Source organism: Promicromonospora sp. NPDC023805, assembly GCF_040639635.1.
GTDB lineage: Bacteria > Actinomycetota > Actinomycetes > Actinomycetales > Cellulomonadaceae > Promicromonospora.
The window spans coordinates 1-15,262 of record NZ_JBFAAH010000035.1 but is presented as its reverse complement, the minus strand read 5'-3'; the positions used below and the strand labels follow the sequence as shown (position 1 = coordinate 15,262).

Annotated in this window: 11 protein-coding genes; 8 read left to right on the top strand and 3 right to left on the bottom strand. The window is 69.8% G+C overall.

Going from position 1 to position 15,262, the window contains the following annotated elements; genetic code table 11:
- The first annotated feature begins 215 nt into the window (after positions 1 to 215).
- The 6 genes from AB0F70_RS24805 to AB0F70_RS24780 all read left to right on the top strand — a co-directional run bounded on the left by AB0F70_RS24805 (position 216) and on the right by AB0F70_RS24780 (position 6,890).
- Positions 216 to 1,619: a branched-chain amino acid ABC transporter permease gene (locus tag AB0F70_RS24805; protein WP_357454973.1), complete on the top strand. Its 1,404-nt coding sequence runs from the start codon at positions 216 to 218 to the stop codon at positions 1,617 to 1,619.
- A gap of 13 nt (positions 1,620 to 1,632) precedes the next feature.
- Positions 1,633 to 2,619 carry a branched-chain amino acid ABC transporter permease gene (locus AB0F70_RS24800; RefSeq protein WP_357454970.1) on the top strand — a complete coding sequence of 329 codons (987 nt, stop codon included), beginning with the start codon at positions 1,633 to 1,635 and terminating at the stop codon, positions 2,617 to 2,619.
- A gap of 178 nt (positions 2,620 to 2,797) precedes the next feature.
- Positions 2,798 to 3,619 (top strand): ABC transporter ATP-binding protein, encoded by an 822-nt coding sequence (locus AB0F70_RS24795; protein ID WP_357455070.1) that lies wholly within the window; start codon positions 2,798 to 2,800, stop codon positions 3,617 to 3,619.
- Positions 3,616 to 4,380 (top strand): ABC transporter ATP-binding protein, encoded by a 765-nt coding sequence (locus AB0F70_RS24790; RefSeq protein ID WP_357454967.1) that lies wholly within the window; start codon positions 3,616 to 3,618, stop codon positions 4,378 to 4,380. The genes AB0F70_RS24795 and AB0F70_RS24790 overlap by 4 nt, the downstream gene beginning before the upstream one ends.
- Before the next feature lie 66 nt (positions 4,381 to 4,446).
- The gene (locus AB0F70_RS24785; RefSeq protein WP_357454964.1) at positions 4,447 to 5,550 is read left to right on the top strand and encodes a beta-eliminating lyase-related protein; all 1,104 of its coding nucleotides are present in this window, start codon (positions 4,447 to 4,449) and stop codon (positions 5,548 to 5,550) included.
- A 59-nt stretch (positions 5,551 to 5,609) separates the two neighbouring features.
- Positions 5,610 to 6,890 carry a glycoside hydrolase family 3 N-terminal domain-containing protein gene (locus AB0F70_RS24780; protein ID WP_357454961.1) on the top strand — a complete coding sequence of 427 codons (1,281 nt, stop codon included), beginning with the start codon at positions 5,610 to 5,612 and terminating at the stop codon, positions 6,888 to 6,890.
- Between the two features lie 19 nt (positions 6,891 to 6,909).
- Here AB0F70_RS24780 and AB0F70_RS24775 read toward each other — a convergent pair whose 3' ends face one another.
- Positions 6,910 to 9,249 carry a S9 family peptidase gene (locus tag AB0F70_RS24775; protein WP_357454958.1) on the bottom strand — a complete coding sequence of 780 codons (2,340 nt, stop codon included), beginning with the start codon at positions 9,247 to 9,249 and terminating at the stop codon, positions 6,910 to 6,912.
- A 90-nt stretch (positions 9,250 to 9,339) separates the two neighbouring features.
- On the bottom strand, positions 9,340 to 10,638 hold the full coding sequence (locus tag AB0F70_RS24770; RefSeq protein WP_357454955.1) for an endonuclease/exonuclease/phosphatase family protein: 1,299 nt from the start codon (positions 10,636 to 10,638) through the stop codon (positions 9,340 to 9,342).
- A 240-nt stretch (positions 10,639 to 10,878) separates the two neighbouring features.
- Between AB0F70_RS24770 and AB0F70_RS24765 the strand changes: the two genes are divergently transcribed.
- Positions 10,879 to 11,418 (top strand): septum formation family protein, encoded by a 540-nt coding sequence (locus tag AB0F70_RS24765; protein ID WP_357454951.1) that lies wholly within the window; start codon positions 10,879 to 10,881, stop codon positions 11,416 to 11,418.
- 7 nt (positions 11,419 to 11,425) lie between these two features.
- Here the strand turns inward: AB0F70_RS24765 and AB0F70_RS24760 are convergent, their stop codons facing one another.
- Positions 11,426 to 12,634 carry an MFS transporter gene (locus tag AB0F70_RS24760; protein ID WP_357454948.1) on the bottom strand — a complete coding sequence of 403 codons (1,209 nt, stop codon included), beginning with the start codon at positions 12,632 to 12,634 and terminating at the stop codon, positions 11,426 to 11,428.
- A 255-nt stretch (positions 12,635 to 12,889) separates the two neighbouring features.
- Here AB0F70_RS24760 and AB0F70_RS24755 point away from each other — a divergent pair, with 255 nt between their 5' ends.
- The gene (locus AB0F70_RS24755) at positions 12,890 to 15,196 is read left to right on the top strand and encodes an immune inhibitor A domain-containing protein (RefSeq protein WP_357454945.1); all 2,307 of its coding nucleotides are present in this window, start codon (positions 12,890 to 12,892) and stop codon (positions 15,194 to 15,196) included.
- Positions 15,197 to 15,262: the final 66 nt, after the last annotated feature.

Here is a 15,262-nt window from a genome sequence, read left to right as displayed (position 1 = left end):
CAACGGTGCAGATCACCCTGGCGGTCCATCTGCGGCCAACGAAACCCTGTGTGACACGACACGTGTAATCCGTGACACATGGTGCGGCTACACTTCCGGCACGCTGATGCCATCAGTTTGATGCAGGCCTGGTTAAGCAGGGCTAAATCATCCTGGCATCGAGCGGCACCGAGACCTCGGGCACCACACACCAGAACCGACGGAGGACCCGGCAGATGACAGCCGACCGACCGAACCTCGCGACAGCCGCGCGCAGGCTCGTGGCCACGCTCGCGGCAGTGGCCTTCCCGGCCTTGCTCGCCGCAGCGCCAGCCATGGCCGCCACGGCGCCCGTCGCGACAGACTGCACAACCGACGCCTCGACGGCCTGCGTCGCGGCGATCGTCATGGACGAGGAGAACAACTTCGTCCCGGACGTCGGCGTCACCATCTCCGGCGCCGGGTTCGAGGCCCAAGTGACCACCACCCAGGAAGGCCCCGTCTCCGTCAAGGTGCCGGAGGTCGGGACGTACACGATCACCCTGGACGAGGCGACGCTGCCCGACGGGCTGTTCCCCGACCCCACCGAGCGTGAGGTGACAGCGCAGACAGGCTCGACCGCGCGCGGCGCCTTCACGCTCGGCGACGAGCCGGTGGGCAGCACACCGTCGGCCGATCCAGGCGCGACCGGGGGCACGGAGACGCCCGCCGCCGGCGAGGAGGGCTCCGAAGAGGCGACCTCTGGCGGGTTCTCGTGGTCGAGCGCGTGGCAGAAGTTCGGGCTGGGCATCCGCCTCGGCCTGCTCCTGGCTCTGGCGTCGGTGGGCATCAGCCTGATCTACGGCACGACCGGCCTGTCCACCTTCGCGCACGGCGAGCAGTTCACCCTCGGGGCTGTGCTGGCCTTCATGGGGGTCAACATGTGGGATCTGCCGTTCTGGGTGGCGGCAGCCCTCGCGCTGGCCATCTGTACGGCCACCGGATTCGTGCAGGACGTCGTGCTGTGGAAGCCGCTGCGACAGCGCTCCACACCGCTGACGCAGCTCATGATCATCACCATCGGGCTCTCGCTCGTCCTGCAGTTCTCGATCCAGCTCATGATCGGCAACGGCTCGGAGCGCATCCTGAGCGCCAACCCGACGTCGATGACCATCGCGGGCATCACGCTCTCGTCGTGGTCCTGGACGTCGATGGCCGTCGCGGTGCTGGCGATCCTGTTCATCGGCTGGTTCCTCACCCGCACGCGGATCGGTCGGGCCACTCGGGCCGTGTCGGACAACCCGGCGCTCGCCGCCGCCACCGGCATCAACCCGGACAAGATCATCCGCATCGTCTGGACCATGTCCACCGGCTTCGCCGGCCTGGCGGGCCTGATGTACGGCCTGTCCGTTGGCACCTTCAGCTGGAACACCGGCATGCAGATCCTCCTGCTGATGTTCGCCGCCGTCACGCTGGGTGGCCTCGGGACGGCGTTCGGCGCACTGGCCGGGTCCATGGTCATCGGCATCGTCGTCGAGATGTCGCCGCTCATCCCCGGCATGCCGAACGACCTTCGCTACGCCTCCGCGCTCGCGATCCTGATTCTCGTCCTCCTGCTGCGCCCGCAAGGCTTGCTCGGCCGGCGCGAGCGGATCGGCTGAAAGGACTACTCCCATGGAAGAACTGAGCCGAATCCTCACGCAGTCGGCCGAAGAGCTGATCGCGCCGACCACTGCCGCCTTCGTCCTGGCCGCCATCGGCCTCAACCTGCACTTCGGGTACACCGGTCTGCTCAACATGGGCCAGGCGGGCTTCATGCTGCTCGGTGCCTATGGCTTCGCGATCTCGACGATCGCGGGCGCGCCCATCTTGCTCGCGGTGATCGTCGCGCTGGTCGCCAGCATCCTGTTCGCACTGATCCTGGGTATGCCCACCCTGAAGCTGCGCGGTGACTACCTGGCGATCGTCACCATCGCGGCGGCAGAGATCGTGCGCATGCTCGGCCGGTCCAGCGGTCTCGCCGAGTGGACCGGCGGCCAGGCCGGTCTGCGCGGCAACGAGTTCAAGGAAACGTTCGCCGCCCTGTCGCCCCTGCCCGACGGGAGCACGGCCATCGGCCCGTTCGAGCACCTCAACAACGGCTCGGACTCGTGGTGGGTGCGGATCGTCGGCTGGGGCCTCGTGGCACTGGCCCTCGTGGTTGTCTGGCTGCTCACCCGTAGCCCGTGGGGCCGCCTGCTGAAGGGCGTCCGCGAGGACGAGGACGCCGTCCGCGCCCTGGGTAAGAACGTCTATGCCATCAAGATGCAGGCCCTCGTGCTGGGCGGCGTCTTCGGATCCCTCGGCGGCGTGCTGTACGTGCTGCCCCGCGCCGTCCAGCCTGACGGCATGGCCCGGTCGATGACGTTCTTCGTCTGGATCGTGCTGCTGCTCGGTGGTGCAGCGACCCTGTTCGGGCCCGTGCTGGGCTCGATGCTCTTCTGGGCGGTCTTCATGCTTCTGCGTGCCGGCATGCGCGAAGGGCTGGCCGACTCGCTCTCCCCCAGCCAGGTGGAGACCATCGGTGGCCTCGTCGTGGGTGTGGCCCTGATGCTGCTGGTGATCTTCCGTCCGCAAGGAATATTGGGGAACAAGAAGGAGCTCGCCTTCGATGCCCGATAAGACGACGGAGCCCGATGAGACGACGGAGAACAAAGTGACTGAGGTGACCGAGCCCGAGAGCACCGCTGAGGCGCTGGACGCCGTCGAGCGCAGCGACTCCGCGGCGGCCAGAGCGGCGGAGCACGTCCTCGCCGCCGTCGAGGCGAAGGTGGGTGTCAGCAAGCCGGACACGATCCTGATGGCCGACGGCGTGCAGCGCCGGTTCGGCGGCATGACCGCCGTCGACGTCGAGCACCTGGAGGTTCAGCGGGGCGTCATCACCGCCCTGATCGGCCCCAACGGTGCGGGCAAGACGACGTTCTTCAACCTGCTCACGGGGTTCGACAAGCCCAACCAGGGCTCTTGGTCCTTCGAGGGCAAGTCGCTCGACGGGATGGGCGCCGCCAAGGTGGCGCGCAACGGCATGGTCCGCACGTTCCAGCTCACCAAGGCGCTGTCGCGCCTCACGGTGATGCAGAACATGCTGCTCGCCGCGATGGACAACCCTGGCGAGAACATGTTCCGCTCCCTGTTCAGGCCCCTGTGGTCCGGCACGGAGAAGCGGAACACCGAGAAGGCGCTCGAGATCCTCTCGCGGTTCAAGCTCGACACCAAGAAGGACGACTTCGCGGGGTCGCTCTCGGGCGGCCAGCGCAAGCTGCTCGAGATGGCCAGGGCCCTGATGACGGACCCGACCATGATCATGCTCGACGAGCCCATGGCCGGCGTGAACCCCGCCCTCGTGCAGTCCCTGCTGCACCACGTCCAGGCGCTGCGCGACGACGGCATGACTGTGCTGTTCGTCGAGCACGACATGCACGCCGTCCGGCACATCTCGGACTGGGTGGTCGTCATGGCGGAGGGCAGGATCGTCGCCGAGGGACCGCCCGCCGCCGTCATGCAGGACCAGGCGGTCGTGGACGCCTACCTCGGCGCCCACCACGACACCGACCTCGGGGACGACTCGCTGCTCGACCCCGCAGTGCTGGCCCGGCTCGAGGCCGAGGAGGAGAAGCGATGAGCGACGTGGCAACGATCGCCAAGGGGGAGCCCCTGCTCAAGGCGACCGACATCGTGGCGGGGTACCTGCCCGGCGTGAACATCCTGAACGGGTGCAACCTCGAGGTGGCCAAGGGCGAGCTCGTCGGCATCATCGGCCCGAACGGCGCCGGCAAGTCGACGCTGCTCAAGTCCCTGTTCGGCCTGGTGAACGTGCGCTCCGGCTCCGTCACCCTGGCTGGCCAGGACATCACGAACCAGAAGGCCAACACCCTCGTCTCGCAGGGTGTGGGCTTCGTGCCGCAGAACAACAACGTGTTCCCCTCGCTCACCGTCGAGGAGAACATGCGGATGGGCGTGTACCTGCGGCCCAAGACGTTCGACGAGCGGTTCGAGTTCATCACCGACCTGTTCCCCACGCTGGGCGAGCGGCGCGGGCAGCGGGCAGGCGCCATGTCGGGTGGTGAGCGCCAGATGGTCGCCATGGCCCGCGCGCTCATGATGAACCCGTCGGTGCTGCTGCTCGACGAGCCGTCCGCCGGCCTGTCGCCGGTGCGTCAGGACGAGACGTTCCTGCGCACACGGATGATCAACAAGGCGGGCGTCTCCGTCGTGATGGTGGAGCAGAACGCGCGCCGCTGCCTGCAGATCTGCGACCGCGGCTACGTGCTCGACCAGGGCAAGGACGCGCACACCGGAACCGGCCGGGAGCTCCAGGCCGACCCCAAGGTGATCTCGCTGTACCTGGGCACGCTGGCGGAGGACGTCGACAAGGCCTCCTGATCCCCTGTGCCGAGGTAGACCTCTGGCGAGGTCTGCCTCGGCATCGGGCGGGAGGAGAATGGCCGGGTGCAGCAGTTCGCCTCTGACAACTACGCCCCCGTCCACCCCGAGGTCATGGCCGCGATCGTCGCGGCGAACGACGGTCCCGCCGTGTCCTACGGCGACGATCCCGTGTCCGCCCGCCTCCAGGACCGGGCGGTCGAGGTGTTCGGCGAGCGCTCCCGAATCTTCCCCGTGCTCAACGGGACCGGTGCGAACGTCATCAGCCTCATGGTCGCAGCCCCGCGCTGGGGCGCCGTGATCGCGAGCGACGTCGCACACGTCCACACGGACGAGAACGGCGCCCCGGAGCGCGTCAGCGGCCTCAAGATCCTGGCCGCGCCGAGCGTGGCGGGCCGCATCGGGCCCGACGCCGTGGACCGCTACGCCGGCGACCTCGGCAACGTCCACCGCGCTCAGCCCGCGGTCCTGAGCCTCACCCAGGTCACCGAGCTCGGCACGGTCTACTCGCCTCCCGACCTGAAGCTCCTCACCGACACCGCCCACGCGGCAGGCCTGCGCGTGCACGTCGACGGGTCACGCCTCGCGAACGCGGCGGCGACGCTCGGCGTCGGGCTGCGGGAGATCACCACCGACGTCGGCGTCGACGTCCTGTCCTTCGGGGCCGCGAAGAACGGCGGCATGCTGGGCGAGGCGGTGGTGGTGCTGTCCGACGACGGCGGCGCGGCCGGCGCATCGGCGGACCTTGGCGAGGCCGTCCCGTACCTGCGCAAGGCCACGATGCAGCTCGCGTCCAAGACCCGGTTCGTGTCGGCGCAGCTCCTGGCGCTGCTCGGCGAGCCAGGCACGCCGACGTCGGGCACGGGGGAGGGCGCGCCGCTGTGGCTGCGGAACGCCGCGCACTCGAACGCGATGGCCGCGCGCCTGCGTGCGGGTATCGAGGCGGCGGGGCTCACCGAGACGGTTCGCATCACCTGCCCCACCGACGCGAACGTCGTGTTCGCGACGCTGCCCCGCGCGGCGGCCGACCGGCTGCGCGCCCACGCGCGGTTCTACGACTGGGCTCCTGGCGAGACGGCGGACCGGGTAGAGGTCCGCTGGATGTGCTCGTGGGACACCACGGAGGCGGACGTCGATGGGTTCGTACGGGCGCTCGTCGCCACGGTCTGAGCGGACCGGTCCGGGCCGTCACCGCACGCGCCGCCCGCGATGGGGTGAGACTGAGGGCCATGACCCTTTTTCGCCCGCGCGCCGTCGCCGTCGCCGCGGTTCTCACGCTGGCGGTCCTGACTGCCGGCTGCTCCGGCCTGACGGGGGATCCCGATCCGACGTCGCTCCCCGGACCCGCCCAGTCGGACGCGCAGCCGAGCGGTGCGCCGAGCGGTGCGTCGCCGGGGGAGCCGACGACCAGTGCCACGCCGACGGCACTGCCGACGCCGACGAAGCGGCCGACGCCAAGCGCGCGGCCCGCACCGGAGCCGACACCGGGCGAGCCCGACCTGTCGCTGGTGGACGGCTGGACCCTGGAGGAGAAGGTCGGCCAGATCCTCATGGTCGGGCTGCCGGTCGCCGGCCCGTTCCAGCCGACGTTCGACATGCTCCGCGACGGCCAGATCGGCGGCGTGTTCCTGCACGGCCGCACCAAGGCGGGCCGGCAGCCGGTGAAGAACCTGGTGGACGCCGCGATCGACGCGGCGGCCCGGGAACGGGAGCCCCTCTTCGTGGCCACCGACCAGGAGGGCGGCGCCGTGCAGGTGCTCCGCGGCCCTGGTTTCAGTGACATCCCGAGCGCGCTCGACCAGGCGACGCTCGCGGCGACCGAGCTGCGGAAGCGGTCCGAGGTCTGGGGTGATGAGCTCGCCGCCGCGGGCGTGAACCTCAACCTGGCGCCGGTGCTGGACCTCGTGCCGCAGGCCGCAGCGGAGTCGAACGCGCCCATCGGGTTCTTCGGGCGGAACTACGGATACACCGCGGAGTCCGTCATCACGCACGGCAACGCGTTCGCGCAGGGCCAGCGCGATGCGGGCGTCCAGACGTCGATCAAGCACTTCCCCGGGCTGGGCCGGGTCGCGGGCAACACCGACGACACTGCGGGGGTGACCGACACGGTCACGGGCCCGGACGCTCCGTCGGTCGCCGTGTTCGACGCGGGTATCGAGGCGGGGTCCGGGCTGGTCATGATGTCGTCGGCGATCTACTCGCGGATCGATCCCGACGCCCCCGCTGTGTTCAGCCCCACCGTGGTGGGCCTGGTGCGCGAGCTCGGGTTCGACGGCGTCATCATCTCGGACGATCTGTCGGCGGCGGTGCAGGTCGCGAGCGTGCCGGCGGGAGAGCGTGCGGTCCGTGCGGTGGACGCAGGGGTGGACCTGGTGCTCGCCTCGGCACGGCCGTCGGTCGCCCCCGCGATGGTGGACGCGCTGATCAAGGCGGCGCGGGACGACCCGGACTTCGCCGCGAAGGTGGACGCGGCGGCGGCCCGGGTAGTGGCTGCGAAGGCGGCCCTCTGAGTGACCCGACTGCCTTCGGTCAGTGGTCGGCCAGGTTCAGCACGTTCAGGACCCACGCGTGCTCGAACGCGATCTGCTCCCACGCCGAGTACCGCCCCGAGACGCCGCCGTGCCCCGCCGACATCTCGATCTTCAGCATCGCCGGCGCGCCCGCCGCCTGCAGCCGGGCCACCCACTTCGCCGGCTCGACGTACAGCACGCGGGTGTCGTTGAAGCTGGTGGTGGCGAGGATCCGGGGGTAGTGCGAGGCGTCGTCGGCCACGTTCTCGTACGGCGTGTACGAGCGCATGTACGCGTACACCTCGGGGTCGTGCAGGGGATCGCCCCACTCGTCCCACTCGGTGACGGTCAGGGGGAGCGTCGGGTCGAGCATCGACGTCAGCGCATCCACGAACGGCACACCGGCCAGCACTCCCGCGAACAGCTCGGGGGCCAGGTTGGTGGCCGCTCCGACGAGCAGCCCGCCCGCGCTGCCGCCGTCGGCCACCATGCGGTCGGACGCCGTCCAGCCGGTGTCGGCGAGATGCCGGCCGCAGGCCACGAAGTCGGTGAACGTGTTGCGCTTGGCCTTCAGCTTGCCGTCGTCGTACCAGGCGCGGCCCATCTCGCCGCCGCCTCGCACGTGGGCGATCGCGAAGACGACGCCGCGGTCGAGCAGGCTCAGGCGCGGAATCGAGAAGTACGGGTCGATCGAGGACTCGTACGCGCCGTACCCGTACAGGAGGAGGGGTGCGGGCTCGGCGGGCGCGCCCGCCTCGGTGGTCGAGAACCGCACAGTGTCCTTGCGCCAGACCAGGGAGATCGGGATGCGGGTCCCGTCCTCGGCAGTCGCCCACTCGCGGCGCTGGTCGTAGTCGCCGGGGTCGTAGCCGCCGAGCACCGGCTGCTGCTTGAGCAGGACGCGCTCGCCCGAGGCGACGTCGTACAGGTAGAGCGACGAGGGCGTGACGAACGACGTGTAGCCGACCTTGAGGTTGGGCTGCTCCCACACACCCACGCCCGCGCCGACCGACTCCAGCGGCTGGCCGAACGAGATCTCCTGGAAGCTCCACGTGGCCTGGGGCGTCGCGAGCCGGGGGGGCTCGACGGGCTCGGCCTGCGAGGTGCCGACGGGCTCGACCAACGACAGGACCGCCGAGCGGGAGATCGCCCCGCGGCGGTAGTAGAGCACCAGGTAGCGCTCGCTCGCGCTCACACCCTCCAGCCGCACGTCCGGGTCGTGCGGCACGACGACGGTCGCCACGTCCGGCGTCACAGTGTCGCCGGGCGCGGGAACCGGTGAGCTGACCAGCTCGAAGTTCAGCGCGTCCTTGTTGTGCAGGATCAGGAGGACGTCGCGGGTCTCGACGGGCTCGACGGGCTCGACCAGCGAGGGCGCGTCCGGCGCGGGCGCGTCGATGAGCGAGGGAGGCTCGGACAGGGAAGAGGGCTCGACCATCGAGGCGGGCAGCACCGCGTGCTCGACCGTGTACTCCACGCCCTCGCGGCGCGGCCACACCACGCGGAAGTCGCCGGTCGGGTCGTCGGACTCCAGCAGCCACGACTCGCTCGTCACCTTCGAGCCGAGCTCGATCTGGAGATACTTCTTCGACCGGGAAAGACCGACACCCACCCAGTAGCGCTCGTCGGGCTCCTCGAACACGAGCACGTCGTCGGACGCCGGCGTGCCGAGCCGGTGCCGCCACACCCGCCACGGCCGCCAGGCGTCGTCGACGGTGAGGTAGAAGATGTGCTCGCCGTCGGGCGCGAACATGGCGCCCGGAGCGGTCTCCCGCACCTCGTCCAGGAGGTCCTCGCCGGTCGCCAGGTCGCGGACGCGCAGCGTGTAACGCTCGTCGCCGGCGGTGTCGGTGGCGTGGAGCAGCCGGGCGCCGTCGTCGGACACGTCGAGCGAACCGAGCGCGAAGAAGTCGTGGCCCTCGGCCTGGACGTTCTGGTCCAGCAGCAGCTGCTCGCCGGGGACCGGCTGGCCGGGCTCGAGCACGCGGGGCGTCCAGTCGTCCGGTCCCGCGGCGCGGTAGCGCGCGTGGATCGGGTACTGCTGGCCCTCGACCGTGCGGGCGTAGTACCACCAGTCACCGTCGCGCGACGGAACGGAGAGGTCCGTCTCGAGGGTACGGCCCTTGATCTCGTCGAACAGGGTCTGCCGCAGCGGCGCGAGGTGCTCCTGCTGGGCGAGCGTCCAGGCGTTCTGCGCCTCCAGGTGTGCGACGACGTCCGGGTCGTCCTTGCGGCGCAGCCACTCGTAGTCGTCGGTGAAGGTGTCGCCGTGGAAGGTGCGCTCGATCGGGCGGCGCGCCGTCAGGGGGGACTCTGCGGTAGAGGGGGCGGTCTCTGAAGGAGTCAGGGCATCAGGCACCGCGCAAGCGTATCCGCGCGCGCATCGTTGAGTGCGGGATATCCGCCCTCCAGACGGGCCTGGAAGGACAAATATCCCGCACTCACGAGGTCAGAGCCTCAGGTCGGTCCAGGTGAGGCGGTGGTCGCTGCTCGGGAACGGGTAGACGCCCGTGAGCCGCGACAGCGGGTCGGCGGCTACCGGCCAGAAGACGCCGGCGTCCCGGACGCGCAGGTCACGTGAGGGCAGCACGTAGTCCACGCGCAGGTTGCCGGGCGTCGTGTCGGCGAAGTCGGCGGTGTCGAACGCCGGGTTGCCCTGGTGCGCGAGGTTCGCTCCGGCCTGCAGAGCGGAGGCCTCGGGCCCGCCCGCCGACGTCGCCTGCGGGTCCGTGATCCGCGGGTGGCGCAGCAGCTGGTCGATCGCCGAGTCGACGGAGTCGCCGTCGACGGGGTCGGCGTTGTAGTCGCCGACGATCACGAACGACGAGCCGGGACGCAGCCCGCCGCGGCAGCCCTCGTCGTCGTACTGGTAGCTGGCGGCACGGCCACCGCGCACGTAGTCGGCCCAGAACCGGATCTCGTCGTGGTTGCGCAGCCCGTTGCGGTCCTCTGCGCCGTCGAACGACGGCGGGGTCGGGTGCGCGGCCAGTACGTGCACCGTCTCGCGGCCGACCCGCACCGGGACGTCCCAGTGGGACTTGCTCGAGAGCGGCAGCACCGCGAGCTCCTCGGCCGAGTACCAGTCGGCGGGTGCGGCGGTGGCCGGGTCGTCCGGCAGGAGCGCGCCCGGCATGTCCTGCCACTTGAAGTCCTGGAACGTACGCACCCGGTTGTGCTGGATGGGGTACTTGGACAGCACGAGCATGCCGTACTGCCCCGGGAACAGGCCGAAGCCGAAGGCGTCGTCGCCACCGCCCACGGTCCCGTTGTTGTTCAGGTCGAACCCGCTCGGGATCCCCGTGTTCGACGGCGCCACGAACGCGTACGGGTACTCGACCGGCTTGCCGGTGCCCTGCGGCACCTCGAGGTAGTTCTCGCGGAACAGGTCCGCCGCGGCGTACGGGTCGGCGTCGCCCGAGTAGTCGAACTCGTTGAGCAGCACGACGTCGGGATTCGCGTGCTGGATGACCTCGGCGACCGTCGCCGCCTGGGCGTCGTCACCGGTGGACAGGTCGGCGACGAGCTCACCCTCCGTCGCCCGGTTGAGCGACAGGTTGTAGGTGGCGGCGCGCAGGGTCCGGTGGCCGACGCCGGGGTGGCCGGCGCTCGACCGGTCCGCGCCGGCCGTGGGCGCACCAACGGTGGCCGTGCCTGCCGACGCTGTGCCCGCCGAGGCGAGAAACGCGCCGGCCAGCAGTGCCGCTGCCGCGGCGGCGCTGGTCAGGCGCACGGGGGTACTGGCTCGCATGACTGCTCCTTCTTCGGGTGCCGTGCTCCGCGATGTCACGGTTGCCGTGCATGAGGGTCCTGCACGAGGGATCTGTGCGGGTGGTCCGCGTCAGCCACCGTAGGGCCGAGTCGGTTCGACCGGGTGAACTGCGTATGAACAGCCCTGCACAGGGGGTACATAACGGTAGTTTTCCGGGGCGGCCATTTCGGCCGCGCGGCGACGGCGCTCGCCGTCGCGCAGCTTCTTGAGGAAGAGTCGATGAACCGAGTTTTCCGCTTCGCCGCCGCCACCGCCGCCGTGACCGTGTCCCTCACGATGCTCACTGGCTGCGGAGCGCTCCTGGACGAGATCACGTCGGGCGGTGACGCCCCGCGCGACGAGCCCGGCGGCGAGATCACGGCTTCCGCCGAGGCGGACGCCTTCGAGATCCTGAAGGGCGACTGCATAGACCTGCTGGCGCTCAAAGGCTATGGCGACTCCTCCGCGGGTGAGGAGTTCGAGGTCGAGTCGGTGCCGGTGGTGCCCTGCGCCGAGCCGCACACCGGTGAGGTCTACGCCGAGCTGATCATGGAGGGCAACGAGTTCCCGGGCGCCGAGGCCGTGGAGAAGAAGTTCGACGAGTGGTGCTACGCCGAGTTCGAGAAGTTCGTCGGCCTGTCCTACGACGAGTCGGTGTACGGGTACACCGGACTCTTCCCGACCCAGGACACCTGGGACCAGCTCGACGACCGCACCCTGCAGTGCGTAGTCAGCTCTGAGGAGCCGGTCACTGGCAGCCTCAAGGGTGTAGCGGAGTAGTACTCGGTCAGGACGCGGCGTCTCGCGCCGTCAGCCGCAGGTCCGTCGCGACCACCGCAAGTGCGGCCAGCACGAACACCGCTCCTACCAGGGGCACCGTGCTGACTCCGACGGTGGCGACGACCAGTGCCCCGAGCGCCGCCCCGCCGCCGATCCCGAGGTTGAACACTGAGCTCGATATCGCGGTCGCCGACTCGGTGGCGCCCGGGGCGACCTGCATGGACAGGAACGACAGGGCGGGCGGGAGCGCGCTGAACGCGAGACCGAACAGGGCAAGCCCGACCAGGGCGAGCGCCGGGACGTGCCCGAGGCCCCACAGGAGCACCAGCGACCCGGTCAGCAGGCCGAGCGCGACGAGCATCGTCTGCCACGGCCGCTTGTCGAGCACCTGGCCGGTCAGCAGCGTCCCCGCCATGCCCGCGACGCCCTGGCCCAGCAGCAGCACGCTCAGGTACCGGTCGGCGAACCCTGCCGTCTCCAGCACGAACTGGGTGACGAACGTGATCATCATGAACCCGCCGGTCACCAGCAGCACCGTGACCACCATGAGCACGACGAAGCGGCGTGTGCTGGGGTGCGTGCCGCGGGCCGTGCCGCTCTCCTCGGCGTCGACGTTCGGCATGGCGATGACCATCGCGACGCACGCGAGGAGACTCACCACGGAGAACGTCAGGAAGGCGGTGCGCCAGCTCGTCTGCTGACCCACCCAGGTGCCGAGCGGCACGCCGAGCAGCGGTGCGAGCGAGTTGCCGATGGCGAGCCGCGCGATCATCTTGCCGCGGACGGCGGGTGCGAACAGGCTCGCCGCCGCCGGCGTCACCACCGACCAGAACAGCGCCTGACCGAGCGCCGTGACCATGCGAGCGGCCATCAGGTCGGCGTAGCCGAGGGCCACCGCCGACCACAGCGTCCCGACCGTGCACACCGCGGTGGTCGCCGCGAGCACGTAGCGGCGCGGGAACCGGCGTGTGAGACGTGAGAGCGGCAGCGACGCGAGGACGACGACGGCGGCGTAGGCGCTGACCAGCAGCCCGATCTCCGACGTGCTGCGGCCCAGGTCAGGGGCGATGAGGGTGAGCAGGCCACCCGGCAGGTTCTCCGCGGTGACGAACGTGAACGCGCTCGTGGAGAGCGCGAAGAGGGCGATGACCGCCCGGCGCTGGTCCACCGGGGGCGCGGCGAAGCGCGCGGCGGCGACAGGTCTGCTCGAGGTCATGCTGTACTCCGGCTGCTCGGCGGGCGTGGGTGCACCCGGACGACGAACGGGCCCGGCGGACGGCGACCAACCTACGCGGCGTCGGACCGATTCGATGCATCAGGTCCAGACGCGGACCGTGGCCCAATCGTGTGTCCCAGGCAACATTGTCGTAATATTTCCCTGGTTACCTCCTCCATGGACAAAGGTGTCCCGCAGGTCCGCGACCCGAATTGCCTCCTCGTCCCGGACGCCGCAACTCATCACGGAGGAAATATGAACCAACGAATCTGTGCTGTCGGCGCGGGAGCCGCTCTGCTGCTCTCCGCAGTCGTCGTACCGATCACCGCCTCGGCAGCGTCCCCTGCCGAGGAGGTGCCGCAGCAGGTGGCGCCCGCGAAGGAGGACAACCGTCCTGACCTGCTCGCGGAGAAGCAGACCCAGAAGAAGCAGCGCGCGGTCGACCTGGTCGCCACTGGCGAGGCCAAGGTCGAGATCCGCGGCAAGGGCGCTCGCGCGTCGAAGGTCGTGGAGATCTCGCCGCGTGAGTATGTGGAGTACGGCGTCGAGGAGACGGCGCAGCTCTTCAGCATCCTCGTGGACTTTGGCGACGACGCCGACGAGCGCTACCCGGACGCCCCGGCAGGCCCGGTGCACAACGAGATCCCGGAGCCGGTACGGAGCGACAACTCCACCTACTGGGAGCCCGACTTCTCCAGCGAGCACTACAAGGAGATGTTCTTCACCGGCCTGGAGGACCAGGGCGGGGAGTCGTTCCACGACCTGTACGACGAGATGTCGTCGGGCCGGTTCGACCTGCAGGGCGACGTGTCCGACTGGGTCACGGTGCCGCACAACACCGCGTCCTACGGCACCACCGAGTCCGGCGAGGACATGACGCGGTTCATCCAGGACACCGCTGATGCCTGGTACGAGCAGCAGGTCGCCGCGGGCAAGACCGCCGGGGAGATCGACGCGTACCTCAATTCGTTCGACGTCTGGGACCGCTATGACCTGGACGGCGACGGCATCACGTCGGAGCCGGACGGCTACATCGACCACTTCCAGGCGATCCACGCCGGTGAGGGCGAGGAGGCAGGCGCACCCAGGTCGGCGATCTGGTCGCACCGCTGGGCGGTGAACCAGGACGGCTTCGGCACGGACGGCCCTGCCGGCTTCGAGAAGGTCGGCGGCATCAAGATCGGCGACTCCGACCTCTGGATCCGCGACTACACCACGGAGCCGGAAAACGGCGGCCTCGGTGTGTTCGCGCACGAGTTCGGCCACGACCTCGGCCTGCCGGACTACTACGACACCGAAGGCGGCGAGAACGGCACCGGGTTCTGGAACATCATGAGCAACGGCTCGTGGATGGGCCACGGTGACGGCACCATCGGCACCACGCCCGACCACATGGGCGCCACCGAGAAGCTGTTCCTGGGTTGGCTCGACCACGAGACCGTCGAGCCCGGCGAGCGGGCGCGGGTCAAGCTCGGCCCGTCGTACCACGCCACGACGCGTGAGCAGGCTGTGATCGTGAACCTGCCGGAGGGCGTCGCGAACGAGGACGTGGAGGTGGCGCCGTTCGACGGCCAGTTCGTCTACTCCGGCAAGGCTGACGGCCTGAACAGCACGATCGCGTCGCCGTCGTTCACTGTACCGGCGGGTGGCTCGCTCGCCGCCAAGGTCCAGTACGCCATCGAGGCGGACTTCGATTACGCGTTCGCGGAGGTCTCCACGGACGGCGGCGGCTCGTGGACGTCCGTGCCGACCAACCTCTCGACGAACGAGGACCCGAACGGCAGCAATCCCGGTAACGGCATCACCGGCAGCTCGGACGGCGCCTGGGTCGACCTGACGGCAGACCTCTCCGCGTACGCCGGCCAGGCGGCGTCGGTCCGGTTCCGCTACTCGACCGACGGTAGCACCACTGAGAAGGGCTTCATGGTGGACGACGTCGCCGTGGGCACCGCGCTGACCGAGGACTTCGAGGACGCTGCCGACTGGACGGTCGACGGATTCCAGACGGTGGGCGCCGACGGGACCTACGAGGTCAAGTTCTCGCACTACTACGTCGCCGAGAACCGTGTGTACGGTGGCTACGACGTGACGCTGAGGGAAGGCCCGTACAACTTCGGCTGGACCTTCAGCAACAGCAGCCGGGTGGAGCACTACCGCTACCAGGACGGCCTGCTGATCTGGTACGTGAACAGCCGGTACGGCGACAACAACGTGTCGCAGCACCCGGGCCACGGCCAGGCGCTCCCGGTCGACGCGCAGCCGGAGTCCATGAAGTGGTCGGACGGCACGATCGCCCGCCCCCGGATCCAGTCGTTCGATGCCACGTTCGGCCTGCAGCGGACGGACCCGCTCTCGCTGCAGCGCGAGGTGTCGGAGACCGAGCTGTCGACGCTGGTCAGGAGCAAGAAGCCGCCGGTGTCGACGTTCGACGACACCGATCCGGACGCGTACTGGGACGAGGCCAACCCGGGTAACTCGGTGAAGGTCGGTGGCACCGGCACCACCATCAAGGTCCTGACGCAGGACACCAAGAAGGGCCACATGACCATCCAGGTCAACTGACCCCAGGACCCGCGAAGCAGGGTACCTTGCCGGCGGCGATCGTGAGCGAGCCGCAGATCTCAACGC